20 protein-coding genes, 1 tRNA gene and 1 pseudogene are annotated in these 26483 nt (G+C 73.2%); 9 read left to right on the top strand and 13 right to left on the bottom strand.

Annotated elements, in window-relative coordinates:
- Positions 1-247: 247 nt before the first annotated feature.
- From I3F54_RS17380 to I3F54_RS17420, 9 genes are all read right to left on the bottom strand, one after another.
- Entirely contained in the window at positions 248-1453 is a 1206-nt protein-coding gene (locus I3F54_RS17380; RefSeq protein WP_240119711.1) for a type III PLP-dependent enzyme, read from the bottom strand.
- Positions 1450-3210, bottom strand: coding sequence for an IucA/IucC family siderophore biosynthesis protein (locus I3F54_RS17385; protein ID WP_240119712.1), 1761 nt, complete (start codon positions 3208-3210; stop codon positions 1450-1452). The genes I3F54_RS17380 and I3F54_RS17385 overlap by 4 nt, the downstream gene beginning before the upstream one ends.
- Positions 3210-4631: an MFS transporter gene (locus I3F54_RS17390; protein ID WP_240119713.1), complete on the bottom strand. Its 1422-nt coding sequence runs from the start codon at positions 4629-4631 to the stop codon at positions 3210-3212. Before I3F54_RS17390 ends, I3F54_RS17385 begins: the two co-directional genes overlap by 1 nt.
- On the bottom strand, positions 4628-6523 hold the full coding sequence (locus I3F54_RS17395) for an IucA/IucC family protein (RefSeq protein ID WP_374205933.1): 1896 nt from the start codon (positions 6521-6523) through the stop codon (positions 4628-4630). The genes I3F54_RS17390 and I3F54_RS17395 overlap by 4 nt, the downstream gene beginning before the upstream one ends.
- Positions 6520-7710 carry an acetyl-CoA carboxylase biotin carboxylase subunit family protein gene (locus I3F54_RS17400; protein WP_240119714.1) on the bottom strand — a complete coding sequence of 397 codons (1191 nt, stop codon included), beginning with the start codon at positions 7708-7710 and terminating at the stop codon, positions 6520-6522. The genes I3F54_RS17395 and I3F54_RS17400 overlap by 4 nt, the downstream gene beginning before the upstream one ends.
- A 121-nt stretch (positions 7711-7831) precedes the next feature.
- On the bottom strand, positions 7832-8860 hold the full coding sequence (locus I3F54_RS17405) for an ABC transporter substrate-binding protein (RefSeq protein ID WP_240119715.1): 1029 nt from the start codon (positions 8858-8860) through the stop codon (positions 7832-7834).
- 149 nt (positions 8861-9009) lie between these two features.
- Positions 9010-9831: an ABC transporter ATP-binding protein gene (locus I3F54_RS17410; RefSeq protein ID WP_240119716.1), complete on the bottom strand. Its 822-nt coding sequence runs from the start codon at positions 9829-9831 to the stop codon at positions 9010-9012.
- Positions 9828-10877 carry an iron chelate uptake ABC transporter family permease subunit gene (locus I3F54_RS17415; protein ID WP_240119717.1) on the bottom strand — a complete coding sequence of 350 codons (1050 nt, stop codon included), beginning with the start codon at positions 10875-10877 and terminating at the stop codon, positions 9828-9830. Before I3F54_RS17415 ends, I3F54_RS17410 begins: the two co-directional genes overlap by 4 nt.
- Positions 10874-11866, bottom strand: a complete 993-nt coding sequence (locus I3F54_RS17420) for an iron ABC transporter permease (RefSeq protein WP_240119752.1) — start codon at positions 11864-11866, stop codon at positions 10874-10876. The genes I3F54_RS17415 and I3F54_RS17420 overlap by 4 nt, the downstream gene beginning before the upstream one ends.
- A 181-nt stretch (positions 11867-12047) precedes the next feature.
- Here I3F54_RS17420 and I3F54_RS17425 point away from each other — a divergent pair, with 181 nt between their 5' ends.
- Positions 12048-12923, top strand: coding sequence for a (2Fe-2S)-binding protein (locus I3F54_RS17425; RefSeq protein WP_240119718.1), 876 nt, complete (start codon positions 12048-12050; stop codon positions 12921-12923).
- Between the two features lie 124 nt (positions 12924-13047).
- Here the strand turns inward: I3F54_RS17425 and I3F54_RS17430 are convergent.
- Together I3F54_RS17430 and I3F54_RS17435 are read right to left on the bottom strand one after the other, a co-directional pair.
- Positions 13048-13197 (bottom strand): annotated as a pseudogene (locus tag I3F54_RS17430) (IS256 family transposase); the annotation flags it as partial.
- 99 nt (positions 13198-13296) lie between these two features.
- Positions 13297-13372: transfer RNA gene (locus I3F54_RS17435), tRNA-Arg, on the bottom strand.
- A gap of 318 nt (positions 13373-13690) precedes the next feature.
- Between I3F54_RS17435 and I3F54_RS17440 the strand changes: the two genes are divergently transcribed.
- From I3F54_RS17440 to I3F54_RS17470, 7 genes are all read left to right on the top strand, one after another.
- The gene (locus I3F54_RS17440; protein WP_240119719.1) at positions 13691-15298 is read left to right on the top strand and encodes a dynamin family protein; all 1608 of its coding nucleotides are present in this window, start codon (positions 13691-13693) and stop codon (positions 15296-15298) included.
- A 498-nt stretch (positions 15299-15796) separates the two neighbouring features.
- Positions 15797-17581: a GTPase gene (locus I3F54_RS17445; protein WP_374205934.1), complete on the top strand. Its 1785-nt coding sequence runs from the start codon at positions 15797-15799 to the stop codon at positions 17579-17581.
- Positions 17582-18094: 513 nt separating this feature from the next.
- Positions 18095-18559, top strand: a complete 465-nt coding sequence (locus I3F54_RS17450) for a single-stranded DNA-binding protein (RefSeq protein ID WP_240119721.1) — start codon at positions 18095-18097, stop codon at positions 18557-18559.
- A gap of 263 nt (positions 18560-18822) precedes the next feature.
- Complete coding sequence (locus tag I3F54_RS17455; RefSeq protein WP_240119722.1) at positions 18823-20214, top strand: Cys-Gln thioester bond-forming surface protein; 1392 nt, start codon at positions 18823-18825, stop codon at positions 20212-20214.
- A gap of 307 nt (positions 20215-20521) precedes the next feature.
- Positions 20522-22186, top strand: coding sequence for an energy-dependent translational throttle protein EttA (gene ettA / locus I3F54_RS17460; RefSeq protein ID WP_240119723.1), 1665 nt, complete (start codon positions 20522-20524; stop codon positions 22184-22186).
- Between the two features lie 6 nt (positions 22187-22192).
- A complete protein-coding gene (locus tag I3F54_RS17465) occupies positions 22193-22630 on the top strand; it encodes a thioesterase family protein (RefSeq protein WP_240119724.1) in 438 nt (145 codons plus the stop codon).
- The gene (locus tag I3F54_RS17470; RefSeq protein ID WP_240119725.1) at positions 22627-23316 is read left to right on the top strand and encodes a hypothetical protein; all 690 of its coding nucleotides are present in this window, start codon (positions 22627-22629) and stop codon (positions 23314-23316) included. Before I3F54_RS17465 ends, I3F54_RS17470 begins: the two co-directional genes overlap by 4 nt.
- 70 nt (positions 23317-23386) lie before the next feature.
- On the opposite strand, the gene I3F54_RS17475 is transcribed toward I3F54_RS17470, so the two are convergent.
- On the bottom strand, positions 23387-23800 hold the full coding sequence (locus I3F54_RS17475; protein ID WP_240119726.1) for a globin: 414 nt from the start codon (positions 23798-23800) through the stop codon (positions 23387-23389).
- Positions 23801-23909: 109 nt separating this feature from the next.
- Between I3F54_RS17475 and I3F54_RS17480 the strand changes: the two genes are divergently transcribed.
- Positions 23910-24929, top strand: a complete 1020-nt coding sequence (locus tag I3F54_RS17480) for a methyltransferase domain-containing protein (protein ID WP_240119727.1) — start codon at positions 23910-23912, stop codon at positions 24927-24929.
- Here I3F54_RS17480 and I3F54_RS17485 read toward each other — a convergent pair.
- On the bottom strand, positions 24910-26469 hold the full coding sequence (locus tag I3F54_RS17485) for an FHA domain-containing protein (protein ID WP_240119728.1): 1560 nt from the start codon (positions 26467-26469) through the stop codon (positions 24910-24912). The two genes, I3F54_RS17480 and I3F54_RS17485, sit on opposite strands and share 20 nt — an antisense overlap.
- Between the last annotated feature and the right edge of the window lie 14 nt (positions 26470-26483).

The following is a 26483-nucleotide window of genomic DNA, read 5'->3' on the forward strand; positions in this document are numbered from 1 at the left end:
TGGAGGCGTACCGCCCTCGGCGCTTGCCGGACGCGCACGGACCGGGCGGTCACGCGGCCCTCTCCGTGATCCACCCGACCCATACATGCAGGTCAGAGGCTCAGAGCTGATGGCGAACCGCGAAGTCGCCCGCTGACCGATGACCTTGCCGGGAGCCATCCGCTCCCGAGGCCAGTCTGCTTGATGCCCGTACGGGGTGCAGCAGTCCGGGAAGCTGTGCGCGGTTCCGTCGTGTGTGTGTTCTGCCTCACGGGTTCAGGTAGTGGAATCCGGGCCGTGGGTGCATGAGGAAGTCGTGGTGGGAGATGTTCCACGCGTAGGCCCCGGCGAGCGAGAACGCCATCCGGTCGCCCGCCCGCAGCCCCGCTGCCGGGACGCGTCGCGCCAGCACGTCCTTGGGGGTGCACAGCTGGCCGGTGACGGTGATGTGCTGCTGCCGGGCCGCGGGGCGGGGCCAGGGGTGCGACCAGGTGTCCACGGGCAGTACGGTGCACGGCTGGTCGTGGCCCTTGGTGGCCGGGGTGCGCAGGTGGTGGGTGCCGCCGCGGACGATGGCGAACTGCTCGCCGTGGCTGTGCTTGACGTCCAGTACCTCGGTTGCGTACCAGCCGCAGTACGCGGTCAGTGCCCGGCCCGGTTCGATCCGCAGCGTCAGGTCCGGATGCGCGTCGGCCAGGCGCTGCAGGCCCGTGCCGTAGGCGGCCCAGTCGAAGCGGTGCTCCGGCTTGGTGTAGTCCACCGTCATGCCGCCGCCGACGTTCACTTCGGCGAGCGTGACTCCGTGCCGGGCGGCGAGCTGAACGGACCAGGTCACGATGGACTCGGCGACCGCGATCTGCTCGGGGGCCTGCAGCCCGCTGGCCAGGTGGGCGTGGACGCCGTGCAGCTCCAGCTGCGGATGCGTGCCGTCGGTGAGCGGGCGGATGAGGTCGTCGGCCTGGGCCGGGTCGGTGCCGAAGGGTGTGGGGCGGCCGCCCATCGCCAGGGAGCTGCCCCGGAGGGAGCGTGCGGACAGCGGGAGGTTGAAGCGGAGCAGGACGCCGACCGGGCCCCGTGGTGCTGTGCTCCGCGCGAGCTCCGCCAGCATGTGCAGTTCGTGGGTGCTTTCGACGTGGAAACGCTGGACGCCCAGCTCCAGCGCGGTCGTGATCTCCGCCGGGGTCTTGCCGGGGCCGCCGAAGGCCAGCGTGCGGCCGGGCACCGCTGTGGCGACGTGGACGAGTTCGCCGCCCGAAGAGACCTCGTAGCCGTCCACGTACGGGCTGAGGGCGGCGAGGATCTCCGGCTCGGGGTTGGCCTTGGCGGCGTAGTACAGCTCGACGCGTCCGGGCAGGGCGGCCCGTACGGCGGCGGCGTGCTCGCGCAGTGCGGCCAGGTCGTAGAGGTAGGCGGGCAGTTCGTGGGACGGCAGGGACAGGGCGCGCTCGCGCACGGCGGCGGTGGGCGGGGTCATCGGAGGCGCCAGGGGGCGTCGGCGCGGACGGCGCCGGTCAGCACGTCCTCGGCGAGCGGTGAGGGCAGGCGGACGTAGCCGGCCTCGCGGTCGGCCTTGCGCTTCCAGCGGGTGAGCAGGTTGGCCTTGGCGGGCAGCGGCACCCCGGCGAGCAGGGCGGCCAGTCGGGGCGGGCAGCCGTGCCGGTCCGCGTGCGTCTGGAGCGTGTCGCGTACCCGGCCCCACAGGTCGGCCTCGGTGTGCGGGTGCAGGTCGGCGAGGGCGGCGAGCATCTCGGCGACGTGGTTGACCAGCAGGCAGTAGACGACGCGGTCCCAGCCCCGCTGGGCGTCGTACGTCATGGGGGCGGCGACCTCGGGCGGCAGCGCGGCGAGGGCGTCGGTGTGGTGTTCGGGGACCAGCTTGGTGCCTTCCAGGTCGCGGAGGAGGACCTGGGCGGGCATGCCGTCGGCGTCGACGCAGACGAGGACGTTCTGCAGATGGGGTTCGAGGACCAGCCCGTGGTCGAAGTAGGCGGCGAGGACTGGTGGGAGCAGCAGTTGCAGGTAGGCCGTCCACCAGTCGAGTGCCTGCTGCGGGCCCGCGCTGGCGAGCAGGCGGGAGATGTGCCCGGGGCCGGAGGGGTATTCGTCGGCGACGGCGGCTGTGAGCAGCGGGGTGGTGCCGGGTAGCAGCCGTTGGGACAGGCCCTCGCGGACGATCACGCCGAAGCCTTCCAGCAGGGCGTGGTCCGGGCGGCGGTCGGGGCCGGGGAGGGCGAGGCTGCGGTAGGCGGGCTCGCGCAGCATGGCGGTGCCCGGGAAGCGGGCGGCGAGGTCGGCCAGGACCGGTTCCAGGACGCGGGTGAGGGCGACGGCGCCGGACAGCTCGTAGCTGGCGTTCTTGCGAAGGCAGTTGGTGATGCGGACGTTCAGGCTGAACTTCAGGAACGTCTCTCCGTCGTAGAGGGTGCGGACGGAGGCGGTGGCGGCGAAGGGCGTGGCGCCGGGGCCGAGGTCGAGGATGTCGCCCCGGTCGAGGGCCTCTCGGAGTGCCGGATGGTCGCGCAGCAGCTCGTACTGCCAGGGGTGGGCGGGCAGCAGCCGGTAGCCGTCGGGCATCGCCGGGTGGAGCGCGTCCAAGGGGTCGGTGGCACCTGGTGCGGCGGTCTCCTCGATGATCAGGTGGTCGCGGACGGCGAGGTGACGCAGGGGGAAGCGGGCCGCGGTCTCGGGTGCGTACGCCGCCCAGGAGGCGGGGGCGCCGGTGCGGGCCTTGGGGGTGGGGTGGAAGCGGTGGCCGAGCATGAGGGACTGCTCGGAGGCCAGGTAGGTGGCGAGCGGGTCGCCGTCGGTCTCCTGGCGGGTCTCGCGGGCGGCGAGTGCTGCGGCCACGCCCTGGTGGCTGGAGGTGATCTGGCCCAGGAACTCCTCGTTGCGCACGCCCGTGCGCAGGCACAGTTCGGCGCGGGTGTACTCGGCCAGCGTCCGCCAGTCGACCTCCGCCCAGCCGTCGTTGCGCCGCTCCGTCACCCCTCCGGTGAAGCGGTGGGCGCCGAGCAGGGAGGTGCGGCGCAGGGCGACGCGCAGCAGTACACCGCGGCGGGGCAGGCGGAGCAGCAGGTGGCCGTCTGTGACGGCGGTCTGGTGCTCGGGGCCGGAGACCTCGCGCAGCAGGCAGTTGAGGAGGGTGTGGGCGACGGCCTCGTCGGCGGTGGGCGGTGCGGCCGGGGCAGTCGGAGCGGTGTGGGCCGGGGTGGTGGCGGTGGTCAGTGACATCAACGGCTCCAGCGGGTGCGGAGAGCGGGAGTGACGAGGGCGGGGGCGGTGATCGCGAGCACGGTGACCAGCGCGGCGGCGGTGCCGGTCAGCACGGGCGCGGTGGGCCCGGACCAGCTGTTGCCGGCCGCTGCGGCCGCGCCGGCGGCGGCCGCGCCGGCCTTGGAGAAGAACTCCAGCGAGCCGAACATTCCGCCGGGCGCGCGCCCCTTGGCGCAGTCGGCGGCGAGGATCGACAGGCAGACCAGGCCGAGCGTGAGGCCCGCGCCGAGAGCCAGGCGTACGGCGATCAGGGCCGGGAGCGAGCCGGCCACTCCGTGGCCGGCCAGGCCGAGTGCGATGCAGGTGAAGCCGAGCGTGATCCCGAGTCGGGGGCGGTTGCGGAAGGCGGCGTGCACCGCCATGGCCGTCACCAGGTAGCACAGGTGGGGCAGGGCGAACAGGACGCCGGAGGCGGCCGGGGAGATTCCCGGTATTCGGTCCTCGATGAGCGCGATCAGATACGGGAAGGAGATGACGGTGGAGAAGACGAAGACGAACTCCAGGGCGTAGAGCGTTGGCAACCGCACGTCAGGAGCACCGCCCCGCGCCGCGGCCTCCGACGCGGTTGGCCCGCCCGCAGCGATGGCCGTGCTCGCGCTGAGCTCGTGCCCGCTTGCGGCCTCCGCCAGGGGTGCCGGAGCGCCGGACGCCGCGCCGGGGCCCGGGCGGCGACCAGGGGCCGCAGACTCGCCGTCCTGGACGTGATCCACGCCGGATGCCTGCTCAAAGACGCGCTGCTCGGGTGTCCGGGGCGGCGCCGGGCGGGGTCGGCCGGGTTCCGGAAGGGCGCACAGCATCGCGGCGGCTGCCAGGGGCAGTACGGCGAGCAGCGCGTACTGGCGGTGCGGGGACAGCCAGGGTGCGAGGGAGCCGACGACGATCGGGGCGAAGACCAGGGCCGCACGGGCGCTGCCCTGCATCAGCGTCAGGGCCTTGGACAGGGCCGGGCCTTCCAGCGCGGCGCCGAGGTAGCCGTTCGAGGCGGCGAAGGTGCCGCCGAGCACGCCCTGCAGTGCCAGTGCGGCGGTGAACGCGGCCAGGGAGTCGGCCCATCCGGCGAGCAGGAAGGAGAGGGCCAGGCCGAGCTGGGCGCGCAGCAGCAGTCTCTTGCGTCCGAAGCGGTCGGCGAGGCGGCCCCACAAGGGTGCACCGAGGGCACTGAACACCGTGGGGACCACGTACAGCACACCGGCCCAGTGGGCGGTGCGGTCGCCCAGTTCCGGCAGGATCTCGGTCAGGTAGGGCGGCAGGCCCAGGGCGGCGAAGGACGCCACGAAGTAGCAGCCGGCCACGGCGTGCAGGTGGCGGCGACCGAATGCGGGTTGGGGGGTGTCCTGGGCGGGGCCCAGCAGGGCGTCGGCAGCGGCGGGCGCGCTCATCGGGGCCCTCCCGCGCGCAGCAGGTAGTTGGGGCCGGTGGTGTAGTGCTTGTTGATGTCGGCTGCGCCCGAACGCTCCTTGGTGAGCAGGGTGCCTGCGGTGACCATCGCCTTGATCGGCAGCTGCGGCGCGTCCAGGACCTGGCTGCGCAGGATCGCGCCGGGTTCGCCGGGCCCGGTGCCGAGCCGCTCGACGGCCTCGGCGAGCCGGTCGCGGACGAGCCCCAGCAGCGTCTCCAGCGGCGCGCGGCCGTGCCGGGCGAGCCCGAAGGCGTAGGCGCCCGCGCACAGGTGGACGGTGATGGTGGTGAACACGTCAGTCACCGGCCGGTCGCTCCGGTTGAAGATGCGGGCGTCGTCGAAGTCGGACGGGTCGGGGGCGTCGGCTCCCAGCCGCGTGCGCAGCCGGGCGAGGTTGATGCGCGGCCCGTCATTGTCCTTCAGCAGCAGCCTCAGGCGCGTACCGGCCGGGTGAGGGTCCAGTACGAGGGAGATGTTCTGCTGGTGGGACTCCAGGGCGATGCCGTAGCCGAAGAGGGTGGTCTGCAGGTCGAAGAGCGCCGTCAGGAAGGCGTCGAGCAGGGCGAGGGGGTCACCGCCGTAGAACCGGTCGGCGAGATGGTCGATCACGAGCCCGCCGCCGGGTGCCGGGCTCAACAGCGCGGCCAAGGGGGTGACGACACAGTTGTCCAGGCCGGCCGGGTAGCGGCGGCACAGCACGGCGAGGAGTTCGTGACCGGCGTGGGCGTAGACGGACTCGTCAGCGAGCAGGACATTCTGCCCCAGCCGCGGCTCGCGGGCGAGCACCGTCTGCAGTAGACGCTGGCCCGCGGCGCCGTCGACCAGCGTTCCGGGCTTGATGGTGCGCCGGTTGCGCCGGCCCAGGGTGGCGGTGGGGAGCGGCAGTTTGAGGTGCAGGCCCGGGTCGGCGACCAGCGCCACGGTCCGCATCGACAGCGTCGGTACGGCCTCCAGGCGGGCACGGTCGGCGAGGACCGCCTCGCCGTGCAAACCGGTGGCACCAAGCGCCTCACGCAGCGGGGAACCGAGGGACAGCGGGTGGACGGGAAGGACGAGGTGGCTGTCCTCAAGCCGCGGAAGGCCCAGGTCCCGGGGCGTGGGCCAGCACGGGGGAAGAGCCGTGGTGCCGCCGGGGACGGTGACCGCGTGGCGCGGCAGGGCGATCCAGCGCAGCATGAAGCGTGAGTGGAACTCGGGTGCGTACGCCCGTAGTTGGTCTTCACCGAGGCCGGAGCGGCCGCGTGCGGTGGGGTAGACGGGGTGGTCGTGGCGGGCGGCGAGGGTGTCCAGGGCCAGGCTGCCGGTCAGGCCGGTCCAGCCGGCCGGACCGGGACCGTGGCGGGCGGTGAGGAGTTCGGCTGTCTCCTCCTGCGACGTGGCGTGCAGCCGCATGGTGGCCAGCGTCTGGCGGCACTCCTCGCGGAAGACGGCGAAGCCGTCGCGGCCGGCGGGCTCGGCGAGTTCACTCAGCGCGGCGAGGACATCCTCGAGTGTGGTCAGCCCGGCCGGCTCGCCGCCGCCCGTTTCCCGCAGCAGCAGCGGCAGCCTGGCCGCGTACTCACATTGGAACCCGTCGGCGACAACCGGCAGCAACAACGCAGCGTCGGCGGAGCCCGGCCCTGTCCGGCCCGACGTGCTGCCATCCGCAGAGGAGGCACGGGCGGGCACCACCAGTCGCAACCACAGCCCGTCCGGCCGCTCCACGGGCGTACTGCGGGTGCGCAGTCCCACCACGTCCTCCCGTAGCAGCGCGCTGAGCACGCGCAGCAGCAATTCCTGCGCCGGGTCGCGGTCCGCGGCCAGTGCTTGCGGGGCCTGCTGGGACGGTCGGGGACCGGGGAGGTGGCGGGCCGTGATGTCGGTCGTCGTCACGGCGTGATCTCCCAGCGCTGTGTGGCGAGGAATCCGGCCACGGCCCGGTCCACGGCTTGTCGGTCGGTGCCGGTGGCCCGCAGCACGCCGAGGTAGTCGCGGTTGGTGTGGTACAGCTCGTGCCGTTCGCCGACGGAACGCAGTGGACGGTACGTCAGTTTCACGCCGTCGACGGTCAGCTCGGCCGGAGCCGGGGCGGCGGCCAGGGTTCCGGCGCGTTCGGCGCAGGGGTATTCAAGGCGGGCTGCGCCGTCGCGGCTGGCGCCCAGGTCTGCGGGCAGCGGCTCGCCCAGATGGACGCGCAGGATGTGCTCGAACAGCGGGATGTCGAGCAGCTGGGCCAGCAGCAGGTCGCACTGGTCGCCGATGGCCCGGTAGTTGACCTCGATGATCCGGGCCCGGCCCTCGTGGACGACGAACTCGGTGTGGCAGGCGCCGAAACCCACACCCAGCGCGTCGAGTTGGGTCAGGACCCCGGCGACGACGTCCTCGGGGTGGGCCGGGACGAAGGTGAGCCGCTCCTCGATGAAGTACGGGGGCGGGGACAGCTCGGTGTGGAAGCCGCCCAGCACGTGCCGCAGACGGCCGTCGCCGAGGGTCTCCAGGGTGTACAGCTCGCCGGACAGGTACTCCTCGACGACCAGCGCCGCCTGCGGGCGGCGGGCCCGGATCTCCTTGGCGTGCACCACGAGTTCCTCGGGCTCGGTGGCCAGGACCACGTCCTCGCTGGCCACGCCTTCCCGGGGTTTGATGACGCACGGGTATGGGACGTCCAGTGAGGCGAGCGTCGCCGGGTCCTGGCCCGGGGCGAGCTCGGTGGACCAGGCGGTGTCGGCGCCGGTGGCGGCCAGGTGGCGGCGCATCTCGGCCTTGTCCTTGGCGCGCAGCGTCGCCCGCCAGTCCTTGGCGGGCAGGCCGAAGTAGGCGGCGGCCAGCGCGGCCTGGGTCTGCAGGTGGTCGCTGTTGGTGAAGACGGCGTGGGGGGTGTGGTGGGTGGAGATCCGTGTGATGACGGCGCAGAAGTCGCGCACGTCGCACTCCAGCACCTCGATCTGTGGGTACGTGCGCCGGTGGGCCTCGGCCTGGTCGGTCAGGACGGTGACGGTGAGGCCGAGCCGGGCGGCGGCGGGCAGGAAGCCTTCGGTGACCGAGTCGGTGGGGTTGAGGGCAAGCAGGTACAGCCGCATCGTGTGTCACTGTCTCCGGTCGGGTGCGGGTACGGCGGTGGGGGTGCGGGTCCGGCGCAGGTACGGCCGTGGGTTCTGGGGGCGGACCGGCGTGCGGTCCACCCCCGGCACCCGGGTCAGGTCACTGCTGGGGCAGCTCGACGCCGGTGGCCCTGGCCACGTCGGCGAGCATGTGCTCGGCGGCCTGGACGCCGATGCCGGACATCCAGGTCTCGTCCGGGACCTCGAAGACCTTGCCGTCCTTGACGGCCTTCAGGTCCTTCCACACCGGGTTGGAGGTGACGTCCTTCTTCTGCGTCCTGTTCGGGTCGTCGGCGACGGTGACGAAGATCAGGTCGGCGTCGGCCTGGTCGATCTGCTCGGGGCTGACATCCTTCATCGTCACCGCCGGGTCGTTGGAGACCTGCGACGTCGGGCGCTCAAGGCCGATGTCGTTCAGCACCACGCCGCTGTAGGCGTTGGACTGGTACAGGCGGGTGGGGCCGGCCACGAAGCGGACGACGGACGCGGTGGGCATCTTCCCGTCGTACTTCTTCTTGATCACTTCACCGAGGGCCTTGGCCCGCGTCTCGTAGTTGTTCAGCGCAGCTGCGGCCTGCTTCTCCAGGCCGAGGGCCTTGGCGTGGAGCGCCAGGTTCTCCTTCCAGGGGCCGCCGGTGGTCTCGGTGAAGACGGTCGGGGCGATGGCGGACAGCTTGTCGTAGACCTTCTCGTGGCGGACCTTGGAGGACAGGATCAGGTCGGGCCTGAGAGAGGCGATCTTCTCGAGGTTCGGCTCCAGCAGCGGACCGACGTCGGTCACTCCTTCGACCTTGTCCTTCAGGTAGTTGGGGAAGCCGCCCTCGGTCTTCATGTGCGGGGAGACCGCGCCGACCGGCTTGATGCCGAGCATCGTGACGTCGTCCAGCTCGCCGGTGTCGAGCACGACCACACGCTTCGGCTCGGCAGGGATCTTGACATCGCCCATCGCGGTCTTGAGGGTGCGGGGGAAGGCTCCGGCTGCGGCGCCCGCCTTCGCGGTGTCGTCCTTGGCGGACGTGTTCTCGCTGTTCCCGCTGCCGCAGGCGGCGAGGGCGGCGGTGCCCAGGACGACGGCGAGCGGCGCGGCGATGAGCCGGCCGATTCCGCGCAGGGGTGTTCTGATGGCCATGAGGGTTCGTCTTCCTTGCCGTGTACGGGGGGTGAGCGGATCGGGGTCAGTGATCCGGTCGCCTGACGGCGACACCCTGCGTGCGTGAAAGTCGGTGTGTGGTCGTCCGGCGGATGTCGTGTCGTCCTGGCGCGCTCCGAGCCCGTGGGTCAGGCGGACACGGCGGAGTGCCGTATTGCGCTGCCCTTGGGGATGACCAGCGGGGTGCCGGTCTCCGGGTCGGGGATCACCCGGCAGTCCACGTCGAACACGGACTTGACCAGCTCCGCGTCGAGCACCGCGGCCGGGGCTCCGGCCGCGGCCAGTCGTCCGTCCTTGAGGACCACGAGGTGGTCCGCGTAGCGGGCGGCCTGTCCGAGGTCGTGCAGCACCATCACCACGGTGCGGTCGGCCTCGGCGTGCAGGGCGGCGACCAGGTCGAGCACGTCGAGCTGGTGCCGCAGATCCAGGAAAGTCGTGGGCTCGTCCAGCAGGAGCAGGTCGGTGTCCTGCGCCAACGCCAGGGCGATCCAGGCGCGTTGGCGCTGGCCGCCGGAGAGCCGGTCGACGGGCGTCTCGCGCAGGGCCGCGGTGCCGGTGCGCTCCAGGGCCTCCTCCACCGCCTTCTGGTCGGCGGCGGACCAGGGGGCGAGCAGCCGCTGATGGGGGTAGCGGCCAAGCCGTACGAGGGCCTCGACGGTGATCGCCTCGGGGGTGACCGGCTGCTGCGGCAGCAGGCCCATGCGGCGGGCCAGCACACGGGCCGACATGCGGTGGATGTCGGCGCCGTCCAGGGTGATGGTGCCGCGGGCCGGGGCGAGCAGCCGGGTCAGTCCTCTGAGCAGCGTGGACTTGCCGCAGGCGTTGGGGCCGACGATGGCGGTGACCGCGCCGCCGGGGAGCACCAGGTCGAGCCCGCTGACCACGTCCCTCTCGCCGTAGCGCAGGTCGAGGCCGGTGGCGGCCAGTTCGTTCGGCTGCTGGGAGGTCATGCGGAACTCCTGTTGACGGGTGCGGACTGACGGAACATCAGCACCAGGAGCCAGGGGGCGCCGACGGTGGCGGTGACCACGCCGACCGGCAGACCCTCCACGGGGAGCAGGTGCTGCACCACCAGGTCGGAGGCGAGCAGCAGCACCGAGCCGGTCAGGCCGGTCAGCGCCAGCGTTCCGGGGCTGGGCGGGCCGGCCAGGAACTGCACCACGTGCGGCACGGCGAGCGCCACGAAGGCGACCGGGCCGGTGAGCGCGGCGGCCAGGGAGGCCAGCGCGATGGTGGTGAGGAGGAGGTGGAGACGGGCGGCCGCGACCCGCACTCCGAGCGGGCCCGCCGTGTCGTCGCCCAGGTCCAGGACGGCCAGTCGGCGGTACTGGAGGAACACGGCGGCCAGCGCCACCACGGTCGCGGCGGCGGCGCCCCACACCTCGGTCCAGGTTCGGCCGTAGAGGGAGCCGGTGGTCCACTGCAGCGCCGCCCCGGCCAGCTCGGCGGGGAAGCGTACGACCATGAGGTTCACGGCGGCGGCCAGCCCCGCCTGAACCGCCAGGCCCACTAGGACCAGGCGGGTGACGGCCAGGCCGGAACGCCAGGCGAACACCCCCAGCAGCACGGCGGCGAGCAGGCCGCCGCCCAGCGCGCCCACCGGGATGAGCGACTGCGAGGCTCCCACGGCCAGCAGGGACACCGAACCGAAGGACGCACCGCCGGTGATACCCACGACATCGGGGGAAGCCAGCGGGTTGCGGAACAGCCGCTGCAGCACGGCGCCGGACACGGCCAGACCGGCCCCGGCGACGATCGCCGCCGCCAGCCTCGGCGCCCGGAACTGCTGCACGACGAGGACGTCACCCGCATCGCCCAGCCCGACCAGGGCGCGCAGCGCGACCGACGGGGACATCGACATCTCACCCGTGGTCAGGGAGACCGCGGCGAGGAAGCAGAGCAGGGCGACACAGCAGCAGGCGATCAGCGCGGTACGACGCTGCCGTACCGATGCGCCCGTGTGCGGGACGGAGGCGGCCTGCAGGGTCCTGGTCATCGCGCCACCTTCCGGGTCAGCAGCGCCAGCAGCGGGGCGCCGAGGAAGGCGGTGACGATGCCCACCTCCAGTTCGGACGGGCGCACGACAAGCCGTCCGAGGACGTCGGCGGCGAGCAGCAGCAGCGGCCCAGCGATCAGGCATCCGGGCACCAGCAGCCGGTGGTCGCCGCCGAGCAGCGGGCGGACCAGGTGCGGCGCGGCCAGACCGATGAAGGCCAAGGGGCCGGCCACTGCGACCGCCGAACCGGCCAGCAGCACCACCGCGACCGTCCCGGCCAGCCGGATCCGGGTCACCGGCACCCCGAGCGCCTGCGCTGCGTCGTCGCCGAGCGCGAGGGCGTTGAGCGCGGGAGAGACGGCCAGCGCCAGGACCGCACCGATCACCAGCGTCGGCAGCATCGGATACAGCACGCCCAGCGGGCGTTCCGCCAGCGAGCCGGCCAGCCAGAAGCGGGCCTCGTCCAGCGTGCGCCGGCTGGCCAGCATCACCGCCGACGTCCAGGACATGAGGACCAGTTGCAGCACCGTGCCGCCGAGCGCCAGCCGTACCGGGTCCAGCTCGCCCGCCCGGCGGGCCAGGGCCTGCGCGAACAGCGCGGCGCCGGCCGCCCCGGCGAAGGCGAACCACACGTACTCGACGGGACGGGTGAGGTGTAGCGCGTAGACGGCGGTGACCACGGCGAAGCCAGCACCGGCGTTGATGCCCAGCGTCGTCGGCGAGGCGAGCGGATTACGTGTGATCCCCTGGACCACCGCACCCGCCACACCGAGCGCGGCGCCGACGGCGAGCCCGACCACGGTACGCGGCAGCCGCAGCCCCGTCACGACAATGGCGTCACGCCCGTGGGCGTCGCCGAACAGGGCGTCGGCCACCGTGGACAGCGGCACCGAGCGCGCGCCCAGGGCCAGGCTCACAGCGGCACACAGCACCAGGGCGGCGATCCCCGACACAAAAGGGGCGACCCGGCGGGCTGACGAAGGGGGCACGCCGGTGGATGCGGCCCGTTCAGAGATGGACACGGGGCGTTAGTTTAGGTAAGGCATACCTAAGTTTGTCAAGGCGGGCCGTCCTGTGACACGCGCCTCCCCCGATCGTCGACGGTCCACCTCGTAGGTAAGGTGAGGCTTACCTTTTCTCAGCGCCCTGTCTCATGCGTGAGGAGTGCCCATGACCATCGCCCCGGAGGTGCTGCCTGCCGACCCCGCGGCCACCGCCCCCGGTCTGCTCGCCGACGCCTACCGGCACCTCGCCGCATGCTGCGAGGCGCTCGACGTGCACGTCGCCGAGGCCGGACCGGCGACCGGTCACTCCCTGCGACCGGCTGGGCCCTGGGTCGACGCGGCAGAGCTGGCGCGGAACCCCGATGCCCTCGGCGCATTCGTCGATGCCGAGGCCACTCGCCTCCAGCGCCGCTTCCGCCGCGCCCCGCGCAGGGACACAGCCGCCTCCCGCGCGCTGCACGACTACGCGTGGTCCGTCAGCTTGCTGATGAGCGGCCCCTGGTACCTGCACCGGCGCGTGGCGCGGATCCACCCGCACGACATCCGGGTGAACCCGGCGACCGGCGCATTCGAGATCACCCCCGGACCCGGCTTCCTCTGCCTCCCCGGCGACCCGGCGGCAGCCCGCCTTCCCGGCGTCCGGACGCTCCCCCACGAACAGGCCCTGCACGCCGAACTCCGCGCCGCAGTCGCCGACCACATGCGGCCCCTCCTCGCCGCCATCGGCCCCCACATCCGGCGCGGCCAGCGCGCCCTGTGGGGCATGGTCGCCGACGACCTGCTCTCTGGCATCTGGCACCTCGGCCGCCTACTCGGCCAGGAGGAACAGGCCGTACAGGCCGCCACCGATCTCCTCCCCCGCGCCATCCCGCCCTTCCCTGGAGGAGCCGACTTCCGGCACCTTCCCGGCAGCAACGGCCGCTCCCACACCACCCGCACCCGCCTCGGCTGCTGCCTGTACTACACCATCCGCCCCGGCGAGGCGTGCCTGACCTGTCCCCGCACCTGCGACGCAGAACGCGTCCAGCGACTGGAGTCCTGAGCCAGCGAACCGCACACGCCAGGCACCGCCGTGCGACCGAACCTTCGCAGGCACTCCGCCGGGCGGGGTGGAGGCACATGGCGAACGCGGCCAAGCAGGCGTGTGCCGTGTTCATCGCCGTCGAGCGCCAAGGCTTCAGTGGTGCCTTCCAGCGCATCGTCCAGCGGCGTCGTCCCTTGCCGGTCGGGTCCAGGCTCATCATCGCCATGCAGACGCACTTCAACGCGGCGGCTTCCGAGGGGAAGCGACCGCGGGCCCGAACGGCCTTGCGGATGCCGCCGACGCCTGTGGAGGGGTAGGGCGTGCCTATGGCCGGAGTGTGGGTCCAGCGGCTCTGACCTGGGCTTTGGTGTCCCAGGCGGCGGCATGGTGGTGGCGCCCCCGGCAGGACTCGAACCTGCGGCCAAGCGCTTAGAAGGCGCCTGCTCTATCCACTGAGCTACGGGGGCCTGGTGTGGTGGCCTCTGTCAAGGTGCCCGGGTGCGGGCCGGTCCGTGACGTCGCCGGGGACAAGGATAGGGCTCCCGGATCCTTGCCCCTGCCGCTTCGCCTCCGTGGCTCGATGAGGTTCGGTGAAGCGGTCCTGATAATCGCAGGCAGGTACGAATCGTGCATCGCTTTTGACGGCGAGCGCCACCGGTGTTGTGCACTCGTTATGCCTGGGCTGTACCCATGTCCCAGTCGTCCCTTCCGTCCCTTGTGTTCAGTCGGCGCGCAGGCATGCCCATATGCTTCAGAATTCCCCTGAAATTGGGCATTCTTCGCATGTGGTGACCTTGGACGTACGGCCTCAGCTGCTCGACGCACTCTCCGCGCTGCGCGACCGTGTCGCGGCCGCACGCTTCCCGCTGCCCCTGGCAGGGGCCCCACGCGCGCGTGCCAACCGCGATGAACTGCTCGCCCAGCTCGACGACTACTTGGTGCCCCGTCTGCGCCAGCCCGAAGCACCCCTGCTGGCGGTGGTGGGCGGCTCGACCGGCGCCGGTAAGTCGACGCTCGTCAACTCGCTGGTGGGGCGGCGGGTCAGCGAGGCGGGTGTGCTGCGCCCGACGACCCGCACCCCGGTCCTGGTCTGCCACCCCGAGGACCAGCACTGGTTCAGCGGGATGCGCGTACTGCCCGACCTCACACGCGTGTGGACGCCTCATCAGGACGTGGGCGACGACCTGCTGCTGCCCGACGAGCACCCCGTGCGCGTCCTGCGCATCGAGACCGCCGACACCCTGCCGCCGGGTCTCGCCCTCCTCGACGCGCCCGACGTCGACTCCCTCCTCGCCGAGAACCGTGTCCTGGCCGCCGAACTCATCTGCGCCGCCGACATCTGGGTGATGGTCACCACGGCCGCCCGCTACGCCGACGCGGTGCCCTGGCATCTGCTGCGCACCGCCAAGGAGTACGACGCCACGCTCGTGACCGTCCTGGACCGCGTGCCCCACCAGGTCGTCGCCGAGGTGTCCCGGCAGTACGGGGCGCTGCTCACCAAGGCAGGACTGGGCGACGTACCCCGGTTCACGGTGCCCGAACTGCCGGAATCCGCCTGGGGCGGCGGACTGCTTCCGGCCACCGCCGTCGCCCCGCTGCGAGCCTGGCTCGTCCACCACACGCAGGACCCCGGAGCGCGCCAGCACGCCATGGGGCGCACCGTGTACGGAATCCTCGACTCCCTCAAGTCGCGCATGCCCGAGCTCGCCGGCGCCACGGCGCAGCAGTACGCGGCGGCGCTCCGGCTCACCGCCGCCGTCGACGGGGCGTACGACAGCGAGCACGCGCGCGTCAGAGGGCGGTTGCAGGCGGGTGCCGCCCTTGCCGGTGACGCGCTCAAGCGCTGGCGGGCCTACCCCCTCGACTGCACTGCGGGCGAACTCCTCGACGCCCTGGTGGAGAGCCTCTCCTCACTGCTGCTGTGCGCCGTCACCGCCGCCGACGAGCGGATCGACGACGCCTGGCGTCGCGAACCGGCGGCGGACGCCGACGGCCTGGCCGACCCCGACGCCACCCCGGAGAACACCGAGCACCGGATCGGGCTCGCCGTACGACGGTGGCGGCGCGAGCTGGAGGAGTACGCCGAGGAGGAGGTACGCGGGCTGGAGCGCGGCGCCGTACCCGACCCCGAGCTGATCGCGGCGCTCGTCGCCACCGCCCTGCTGGGCGGGCGCCGCGCGCGCTCCGCGGGCGAGGGCCTCGCGGAGCGGCTCGGGGCGCACGGCGCACTGCGACTGCGCGACCGGGGCGGGCGCCTGCTCGCCGAGCACGTGGACGGGGTCCTGCACGCCGAGCGGGAGCGGCGTCTGGCGCCGCTCGACGGGCTCGACGTCCACGCCGAGCCCCAGGCCGAACTGATCGCCGCGCTGTCCCTGCTGCAGAAGGAGAGATGACCGGTGACCGCCGTCACTGATCAGGACCACACGGAGCACGCCGATCACCCCGGGGAGGGGACCGTGCAGGACGACCGCAGCGTTTCGCAGGACCGCCGGCGCCCCGGCGACCGCGGCCTCCCCGAGGGCGGCGACGCGGGCGGCGCCCCCGGAGCCGCCGACGCGGAGGAGGGCCCGGCCGCGGCCCCCGGCCATGGCGGGCGCGCACAGGAACAGGAGTCCGGCTCGGAGCGAGCGGAGGCAGGAGGGTCCACGCAGCCGGAGCCGGGCGGGGCGCCCGGCGGGCGCCCCGGGAAGCCCGAGGAACGGGGCGAGGGCGCGCCGCGGGCTGCGGAGCGCGCTGTGGAGCGCAGGGCTCGGGAGGCGCGGGGCGCGGAGCCCGGGACGGCGTCCGGGACTGACGTACGCGCGCGTGCCGGCGACGACGGACGCGCGCGGGGCCGTGAGGACCTGCCTGCACGCGGAGGGAACGACGTACGTGCACATGGAGGGAACGACGTGCGTGCACGTGGCGGGGAGGCCGCTCCGGCCGGGGACGACGGCCCGCACGCCCGCGACGGCTCCTCGCCCGCCTGGGACGACGGGCTGATCGCGCGGCGGGTGAACGAGACCGGGGGTGCGGCGGAGCCCTCCGCCGTCCTCGAACCCCGGACCGGCGGCAGCGGCGGGCCCCGTGGGGCGGCTCCGCTGGCGTACGACGGACATCTGCGGTCGCGGCTGGACGCCCTTCGGGAGTTGGTGGGGCTCTCCCGCGCACGCCTGGACAGCCGGACTCTCGCCGAGGCGGGACGCGTGCTGGACGAGGCGGCGGCGCGGCGCAAGCTCTCCGGGCAGCACACCGTCGTCGCCATCGCGGGCGCGTCCGGCAGCGGCAAGTCGCAGCTGTTCAACACGCTCGCCGGGGTGGCCATCTCGGAGACCGGGGTGCGGCGACCGACCACCGCCGCCCCCATCGCCTGCAGCTGGAGCGACGGCGGGGCGAGCCTGATCGAGCGCCTCGGCATCCCGCCCCGGTTGCGGCGGCGGCCGGTGCAGAGCCCGGAGCCGGAGGAACAACTGCGCGGGCTGGTCCTGGTGGACCTGCCCGACCACGACTCCGCCGCCCTGCAGCACCGCGAGCAGGTGGACCGCGTCCTGCGCCTCGTCGACGCCGTCATCTGGGTCGTCGACCCGGAGAAGTACGCCGACGCCGTTCTCCACGAGCGCTACCTGCGGCCCATGGCGGGCCATGCCGAGGTGATGTTCGTCGTCCTCAACCAGACCGACCGGCTGCCCGGCGAGGCGGCCGACCTGGTCCTCGACGACCTGCGGCGGCTGCTGGACGAGGACGGCATCGCGCTGGGCGAGCACGGCGAACCCGGTGCCACCGTGCTCGCCCTGTCCGCGCTCACCGGGGACGGTGTGGGGGAGCTGCGCGAGGCGCTCGGCCAGTTCGTCGGGGAGCGCGGGGCCGCGGCCCGCCGGATCTCGGCGGACGTGGACGCCGCCGCGGGCGGACTGCGGCCCGTCTACGCCGCCGGGCGGTGTACGGGGCTCAGCGAGGAGGCGCGTGAGGAGTTCTCCGCGCGGCTGGCCGACGCCGTCGGCGCCACCGCGGCGGGCGAGGCGGCCGAACGGGCCTGGCTCCGCAACGCCAACCGGGCCTGCGGGACGCCCTGGTTGCGGCTGTGGCGCTGGTTCCAGGACCGGGGCGAGCCCCCCACGGGACGTCTGCCGCTGCGCGCACAGGCCGACGCCGAGGCCACCGCGCGGCAACGGGTGGAGCAGGCGGTGCGCACGGTGGCCGAGCAGGCGTCGGCCGGACTCCCCGCGGCGTGGGCCCAGGCCGTGCGCGAGGCCGCGGTACGCGGCGCGCAGGGGCTGCCCGAAGCGCTGGACGAGCTGGCGGCACGTGCCGGGACGCTGTCTCCGAGCCGGCCACCGCGGCCGGGCTGGTGGCCCGCGGCGGTGCTGGTGCAGGCGTCCATGACGCTGCTTCAGGTCGTCGGGGGGCTGTGGCTGGTGGGGCAGATCATCGGGGTGATGGCGCCGAACCTGGGCGTGCCGGTGCTGCTGATGGTGGCGGGCATCGTGGGGGGCCCGCTCGTGGAGTGGAGCTGCCGGATGGCCGCCCGCGGCCCCGCCCGGCGGTACGGTCAGGAAGCCGAACGCAGACTCAGGGAGTCCGCTGCCGGATGCGGCCGGGCGCGGGTGCTGGACCCGGTCGCGGCGGAGCTGCTGCGGTACCGGGAGGTGCGCGAGCAGTACGCGCGGGTCACGGGTGTGGGCGCGGTGGCGCGCTGAGCGGGTGCCGGTGGTGAGCACGGGCACGGGCGAGCGGTGCATCGGCGATCGGCTGGTGCACCGGGCTCGGGCGGGGGCGGGCCGCCGGCGGAGCACCGGGGGTGGACTACCAGTGTGAGGCGGGCATGGGCCGTGTGCCCCGAGTGGGCCCGCCCGCGCGGGCCGTACACCGGCGGGTGGTCCCGGTCCGGGGGCGCGCCGTCCGGGTGGGCTCCGCCCTGGTGGTGCCCGTCGGAACGGACTTCGGCCAGGTGGGGTGACGGACAGGTCCGAAGGGCACCGCTGACTCGTCCGGGTGGCGGCGATGTCCACAGCCCGTGGGTGGTCCACAGCGCTCGGCGGGCCCGGCCCGGTAGGGGCAGTCTGGCTTGCACAGCGGTCGCGACGGACGCGATCGCCGCGGAAGCGGTGCGGCGCGTCGAACGCCCGCCACCGCGCCGGACGCAGCCGCGCGGGACGGGCCCGGCGGCGTGTCCGCCCGGCCGGCACGCCGGGCGGAAGGGGGTGTTCACGATGAACGAGACGGTCATCTGCGCGGTGGGCAACGTGGCGACGTCGCCGGTCTACCGGGAGGCGGCCGCGGGGCCGTCGGCCCGGTTCCGACTCGCGGTGACGTCCCGCTACTGGGACCGGGAGAAGAGCGCCTGGACCGACGGGCACACCAACTTCTTCACCGTCTGGGCCAACCGGCAGCTCGCCGTGAACGCCGCGGCATCGCTGTCGGTCGGCGAACCGGTCATGGTGCAGGGGCGGTTGAAGGTGCGCACGGACGTGCACGACGGACAGAGCCGGACCTCCGCCGACATCGACGCGGTCGCGATCGGACACGATCTCTCCCGCGGCACCTCGGTCTTCCGCCGGACGGGGCGCCCCGAGGCGACCGTCCCGCCGAACCGTCCGGAACCCAACTGGGAAACACCAGCGGTCACTTCGGAGCCTGCGGCCCAGCGGGGAGAAACGACTTCCGCGGTGACGTAATGCCGGCTCTCGCACCGATCCGGACCGAGATGCGGCTTGTCGTCGACTATGCCCCCGAACAAGCTGGTGGATTTGTCGATAAGGCCTGCTCACAGCCGGTATCGGTGATAACGATTCCGAGTCGGATCAGTTGTGTGACGAGATGACAGGGGGGAGGGGGCCGTTGCCTCCCTAGGATGCCGGGCAGAGCCGTCGAGGCTCCTGATTCTGCTGGTGGGACCGCGTACCCCCACGTCAACGGGTCCTGCTCGGAGGGGAATTCCGTGTTTTCTGCGTTCGGCCGCGTCGCCGCCACGGCGCTGGTGTCCGGGCTCGTCACCGCAGGGCTGCTGACCGCGGCCGGACCGGCAGCCGCCGGTGGGGCGGCGCAGCCCCGGGGCGGGGCGAGTGCCACCATCGGAGGCCTGAAGACCTACGGCGCCGCCGTGATCCACGACGCCGGCGGTGACCAGCAGGTCCCGGCGGGCCTGTTCGAGATGTCCGTCGACGGCGGCGGCACCCTGCAGACGTACTGCGTTGACCTGCATACGCCGACGCAGCGTGACGCCAAGTACCACGAGACACCCTGGAGCGGGACCTCGCTGGCCGCCAACAAGGACGCCGGGCGGATCCGCTGGATCCTCCAGCACTCCTACCCGCAGGTGAACGACCTCGCGGCCCTCGCCGAGCGGGCAGGCATCGGCAGCGGCCTCACCGAGCAGGACGCCGCGGCCGGCACCCAGGTCGCCATCTGGCGCTACTCCGACGGCGCCGACGGCGCCGACGTCGACGCCGTCGATCCGCAGGCCGAGAAACTCGCCGACTACCTGCAGAAGAGCGCGCGGAACCTTCCGGAACCGAAGGCGTCGCTCACCCTCGACCCGCCCGCGGTGTCCGGACACCCCGGCGACCTGCTCGGCCCGGTCACGGTGCACACCGACGCGGCGATCGCGACGGTGGTGCCGCCCTCGGACGCCGCCATGAGCGGTGTGCGGATCGTCGGTCAGGACGGCAAGCCGATCACCATGGCGAAGGAGGGAAGCCACCTCTTCTTCCAGGTCCCCGAGGACGCCGACGACGGCTCCGCGGAGCTGACGGTGCAGGCCTCGACCACTGTCCCCGTCGGCCGCGCCTTCACCGCCGAGGGCCGCAGCCAGACGCAGATCCTGGCCGGCTCCAGCGAGTCGACCGTCGCCGCGACGGCGACCGCCGGCTGGGCGCGACAGGGCGCGATACCGGCCCTGTCCGCAGCCCGGAACTGCACCGGGGGCGGGGTGGACATCACCGCGGCCAACGCCGGTGACGAGCCCTTCACCTTCGAACTGATGGGCGTGGAGCACACGACCCCCGCGGGAGCATCGCGCACGGTGACGATCCCGCTGCTGGAGGACCAGGCCTACGACTTCACCATCAGCGGACCCGGCGGTCTCGCGAAGCGGTTCACCGGCGTACTGGACTGCAAGACCCAGGGCGGCGGCTCCGACATCACCACCCAGACCCTGAGCGAGCCCAGTCCGGCCGTCGTGGGCGGCGGCGCACCCCACACCGACCTCGCCGCGACCGGCGGCTCCGGTGCGACCCCGCTCATCGTCGGCACCGCCCTCGCCATGGTCGTCCTCGGCGGCGGATCCCTGCTGCTGACCCGCCGGAAGACCCCTCCGACGCACGGGGAGTGAAGCACGCCCTCCGCCGCGGTCCGCGCCACTCGACGCGGGACGACGGGGTCGTAGCCCGACGTCGGCCGGTGCGGCGGAGGCGGCACGGCTGATTCCCCGGGTCGTCCCCGGCGGGCGCCTCCGGGCTGCCCGATGCCCCCCCCGGGGCCGCGGCGGCGACCGGCAGTGACGGCTGGGTCGCTGCCGGCAGTGGCGAATCCCCTGGTCAGAGAGCCCCGGCGAGACGCGTTTCCGCCCAGGGGTGGCGGTACGGCAAGATGGGGTGTATCTGCCCACTGCCAGATTTCAAGCTGCCGGACGGTTTCTCTTGGCTGAGTTCATTTACACCATGCGCAAGGCGCGCAAGGCGCACGGCGACAAGGTGATCCTCGACGACGTCACCCTGAGCTTCTATCCGGGTGCCAAGATCGGCGTCGTCGGCCCGAACGGTGCCGGTAAGTCGACCGTGCTGAAGATCATGGCGGGGCTGGAGCAGCCGTCGAACGGCGACGCGTTCCTGTCGCCCGGGTACAGCGTCGGCATCCTGCTGCAGGAACCCCCGCTGAACGAGGAGAAGACGGTCCTGGAGAACGTCCAGGACGGCGTCGCCGAGATCAAGGGCAAGCTCGACCGCTTCAACGAGATCGCCGAGCTGATGGCGACCGACTACTCCGACGCGCTGCTGGAGGAGATGGGCAAGCTCCAGGAGGAGCTGGACCACGCCAACGCGTGGGACCTCGACGCCCAGCTGGAGCAGGCCATGGACGCGCTGGGCTGCCCGCCCGGCGACTGGGCGGTCACCAACCTCTCCGGTGGTGAGAAGCGCCGCGTCGCGCTGTGCAAGCTGCTGCTGGAGCAGCCCGACCTGCTGCTGCTGGACGAGCCCACCAACCACCTCGACGCCGAGTCGGTGAACTGGCTGGAGCAGCACCTGGCCAAGTACCCGGGCACCGTCGTGGCCATCACCCACGACCGGTACTTCCTCGACAACGTCGCCGAGTGGATCCTGGAGCTGGACCGCGGGCGTGCCTACCCCTACCAGGGCAACTACTCCACCTACCTGGAGACCAAGCAGGCCCGTCTGAAGGTCGAGGGCCAGAAGGACGCCAAGCGCCAGAAGCGTCTCAAGGAGGAGCTGGACTGGGTCCGCTCCAACGCCAAGGGCCGGCAGGCCAAGTCCAAGGCGCGTCTGGCCCGCTACGAGGAGATGGCGGCCGAGGCCGAGAAGATGCGGAAGCTGGACTTCGAGGAGATCCAGATCCCGCCGGGCCCCCGCCTGGGCAACGTGGTCGTCGAGGTCGACCAGCTCAACAAGGCCTTCGGCGAGAAGGTCCTCGTCGAGAACCTCAGCTTCACGCTGCCGCGCAACGGCATCGTCGGCGTCATCGGCCCGAACGGCGCCGGCAAGACCACCCTGTTCAAGATGATCCAGGGCTTCGAGACCCCGGACTCCGGCGACATCAAGGTCGGCGAGACCGTCAAGATCTCGTACGTCGACCAGGGCCGCGCCAACATCGACCCGAAGAAGACGTTGTGGGAGGTCGTCTCCGACGGCCTGGACTACATCAACGTCGGCCAGGTCGAGATGCCGTCCCGCGCCTACGTCTCCGCCTTCGGCTTCAAGGGCCCGGACCAGCAGAAGCCCGCGGGGATCCTCTCCGGCGGCGAGCGCAACCGTCTGAACCTGGCGCTGACCCTCAAGCAGGGCGGCAACCTGCTGCTGCTCGACGAGCCGACCAACGACCTCGATGTCGAGACCCTCTCCAGCCTGGAGAACGCCCTGCTGGAGTTCCCGGGCTGCGCCGTGGTCGTCTCCCACGACCGGTGGTTCCTGGACCGCGTGGCCACGCACATCCTCGCCTACGAGGGCGACTCGAAGTGGTTCTGGTTCGAGGGGAACTTCGAGTCGTACGAGAAGAACAAGATCGAGCGCCTCGGTCCGGACGCCGCGCGTCCGCACCGGGCCACCTACAAGAAGCTGACCCGGGGCTGATCGATCTTGCGGCACATCTACCGCTGCCCGCTGCGCTGGGCGGACATGGACGCGTACGGTCACGTCAACAACGTGGTCTTCCTCCGCTACCTGGAAGAGGCCCGTATCGACTTCCTGTTCCGTCCGGACAAGGACTTCCAGCAGGGTTCGGTGGTGGCGCGCCACGAGATCGACTACAAGCGGCAGCTCGTCCACCGGCACGCTCCGGTGGACATCGAGCTGTGGGTCACCGAGATCAGGGCGGCGTCCTTCACCCTCACCTACGAGGTGAAGGACGGCGACGAGGTCTACGTGCGGGCCTCGACGGTCATCGTGCCGTTCGACTTCGCCGCACAGCGACCCCGCCGGATCACCGCCGAGGAGCGCGCGTTCCTCCAGGAGTACACGGACGGCGCGGACGACGGCAGCGGCGAGTCCCGTGAGGGCGAGGCCGTCGCCGCATGACGGTGCTCCATCTCGCCGACGAGACGGAGGCGGCGGACCTCGCCGCCTTCCTCTCCCGGCTGCTCCACTACGACCGTGGAGCGGCGGTACGCCTGCAGGCCGCCGGGACGGCGCTCGCCGTGTTCGGCCGGCCGCCCTCCTTCGAGGTGCTGGCGATCCGCACGGTACGGCTGGCGAAGCCGTACGAGAAGGGTCTCGACGTCACTCTGGACGTCACCGTGTCCGCGGGCGAGCTGCTGGACTCCGTCGACGAGACGGCGGCCACGGCGGCCGTCCCCGGCGCGGTCACCGGACCGCCGTGGACGGGAGTGCTCCCTCCGCGTGGCGGCTGGCGGCCCGAACCAGGCCTCCCCGGTCCCGCGGCGTTGCACGCCCTGGTCGGGGCGTCCGTCGCCGAGTTCCGCGCCCGCACCCGGGATCTGGCGTCCGAGCGGCGGACGCGGACCGCGCTGGACGGCATCGGGCGGGACATCTGGTCCCGCCCGGTCGGGGAGACCCGGCTGCCGGTGCGGGCCGTCCACGCCGCGCAGTCGCTGGGTTTCCTGCGGCCCGCGCGGGAGCCCGGTGCCGGTGAGCCGGGGCTGTTCTCGTCGGGGCCGTGGCTGCGGCTGCGGACACCGTACGGGTCGATCGCCGTGCGGACGGGCGGACCCGGACTGGGGGCGCTCGGCATCAGCGTGCGCTGACGTCCCGGCTGTCGGCCGCGCGACCTCGGTTCCCCGGCGGGCCGGTGCTCACGCGACGGTCACGGGGCGGTCATCCGGGGGCGTTCACCATCGAGGCCGCCGCGTACGTCAGGTAGCGCCACAGCGTCTGCTCGTGCTCCTCGGACAGACCCAGCTCGTCCACGGCGACCCGCATGTGCCTCAGCCACGCGTCGTGCGCGGCCCGGTCGACGGTGAAGGGGGCGTGGCGCATGCGCAGCCGGGGGTGGCCGCGGTTCTCGCTGTAGGTGGTGGGGCCGCCCCAGTACTGGATGAGGAACAGGGTCAGCCGCTCCTCGGCCGGGCCCAGGTCCTCCTCCGGGTACATCGGCCGCAGGACCGGGTCCTCGGCGACGCCCTCGTAGAAACGGTGGACGAGCCGGCGGAAGGTCTCCTCCCCGCCGACCTGCTCGTAGAAGGTCTGCTCCTGAAGCGTGCCGCGCCGAATCTCATTCACGCCCCCCATGCTCTCAGACGCGTGGACCGAGGACCTGAGACCTAGGGCCCGCAGGCCGCCGGGAGCCCGTCCGGCCGGGCCACTCGCCGCACGGCCCGGCGCGCAGCACAGTGGAGAGATGGGCGCGGACGCTCCCGGTACGGAGCCGGACGACATCGCCGCCGCCGCGCGGGCGGCGCTGGTGCACGAGATCGAGGCGAGCGGGGCCCTCGCCGCCGATGCGGTGTGGAAGGAGGCGTTCGCCGCGGTCCCGCGGCACCTGTTCGTGCCGTACTACTACGTCGGCGTCCCCGGCGGATACGAACGCCGCTGGGGCGGGCATCCCGACCCGGCCGCCCGGGAGCGCTGGATCCGCGGCGCCTACGACGACGCCCCGCTGGCCACCCGGCTGCGCGACGGCGAACTGCTGTCCTCCAGCAGCCAGCCGTCCCTGATGGCGGCGATGCTGGCCGAGCTGCGGGTCGAGGAGGGCGACCGGGTCCTGGAGATCGGCACCGGCACCGGCTACAACGCCGCGCTGCTGGCACACCGCCTCGGCGATGCCGCCGTCACCACCGTCGACATCGACCCGGAGATCACCGAGTCGGCCCGCCGGCACCTGGACGCCGCGGGCTTCCGCCCGTCGGTCGTCACCGGTGACGGGGCGCGGGGGGTGCCCGAGCGCGCCCCCTACGACCGCATCATCGCCACCTGTGCCCTGGCGTCGATCCCGGGCGCATGGCTCGCCCAGTGCCGGCCCGGGGGCCGGATCCTGATGCCGTTCGCGACCGGGGTGGTCGTGCTGACCGTGCGGCACGCCGGGGGAGCCGGCGGCCGGTTCCTGGCCACACCCGCCTTCTTCGTGCCGCTGCGCGGCGAGGGCGTGCCCCGGCGGGAGCCGCCACGTCTGGCGGGACTGCCGAGCAGGGCGCGGGAGAGCGACCTGTTCCGTTTCCTGCTGGCACTGACCCGGGGCAGCGTCGACCCGGACGAGGCGCACGCCCTGTGGGAGCGCGAGGGCATGCCCCCACGCGACCGGTACGGCCTGACCGTCGCCGGCGGGCGCGCGTGGGCGTGGCTGGACGACCCGGAGGGACCGTACGTGTGGCCTCTGCCGGGTGTGCCGGTTCAGCCGGGGCTCAGCCGCGGCGGACGGTGATCGTCGTCCAGGCGCCGACGTGTACCTGGTCGCCGTCCTGGAGCGGTACCGGAACGAAGGGCTGAATGGGCTCCTCGCCGCCGTTGACCGTCGTGCCGTTCGTGGAGTTCTGGTCGACGACCGCCCAGTTGCCGTCCGGCTGCTGTACCAGCACCGCGTGCTGGTGCGAGACCCCCGGGTCCTCCGGCGGCACCGACAGGTCGATGTCGGGCGTCTCGCCGGTGGAGTGCCGCCGGCGGCCGATGGTGACCTGGTTGCCGGTGAGGGCGCGCTGCTGCTCCGGTGAGTACGCGGGCAGGTTCAACCCCGCGGCCTCGGGGCCGGAACGCTGCATCATCGCCATGAAGTACTCGCGGTCCGGGCCGACGGTCGCCGTCCACGTCGCCGGTTGCGGCGGCTGTCCCTGCTGCGGGAACGCCGGACCGGGCGCGGGCGGAGCCTGGGTGGCCCCGGGCTGCGGATAGCCGTAACCGCCGGGTCCGCCGGAGGTGTGCGACGGCGGGCTGATCACCCAGTCGTCCTCACCGCCGCCGAAGGCCGGTCCGGACGGGCCCGGGCGCCCGGACTCCCGGGGGAAGCCGGACGGGGACGGGGGAGCGGACGGTCCGTTCATGCCGCCGGGACCGGAGGGTCCCGGCGGCATGAACGCCTGAGGCGCGCCCGAGGTCGCCTGCGGACCGGCGGGCGGCGTCGGCCCCGGGGGCGGTGGAACCGGCCGCGAGGGGTCGGCACCGAAGGACGGGGGCCCGGAGGGGCCGCCCTGCCCGCCGGGACCCGGGTGACCGCCCTGGCCTGCGTGGCCGCCCTGGCCCGGGTGACTGCCCTGACCCGGGTGGCCACCCGGGCTGCCGAAGCCGCCGGGGCCCGCAGCGGCGCCCTGGGTGCCCTGGGCGCCCGGACGGCCGGACCCACCGAAGGCGGGCGGGCCGGAGGGGCCGTTCGGGCCGCCGGGACCGCCCGCACCCGGGAACGCACCGGGACCGCCTGGGCCGCCGGGGCCACCCGCAGTCGCCTGGCCGCCCCCGCCGCCGGGACCCGCCTGGCCGCCCGGGCCCGGCGTGCCGGCCCGTCCCGACGGCTCGGCGCCGAACGGGCTGGGCGGGATCGGCTCGGCAGGGCGGTTGACCTGTGAGGGACGGGAGCTCTGGTAGTCGAAGGCGTCACCGGCGCCGTAGGACGGGCCGTGCCCCTGCGGACCGGCCCCCTGCGGGAACCGCGGATCGGGCGCGGGCGCCGACGGGCGCGGGGCGGCCGGGGTGTAGGAGGTCGCCGTGTTGGTCAGGAAGTTCCACCGGCACTCCTCGCAGAAGGGCGCACCGCCCTCGCGGGGCGTGCGGCACTGCGGGCAGAGCTCGGGCTCGTGCTGCGAAGCGGCGGACGGCCGGCCACCGGCACCGGGGGCCGGCGGCGGGAAGCCGTAGCCACCGCCGGCCGTGGGCGGCGGCGGGGGCGGCGGAGGCACGGCACCGGCCATGCGGTGACCGCAGACCTCGCACCAGTCGTCGGAACCCGACTGGTGTCCGTTCGGGCAGGTCGGCATGTCGGCGCGTCCTT

Source organism: Streptomyces sp. MUM 2J, assembly GCF_022414535.1.
Classification (GTDB): domain Bacteria; phylum Actinomycetota; class Actinomycetes; order Streptomycetales; family Streptomycetaceae; genus Streptomyces.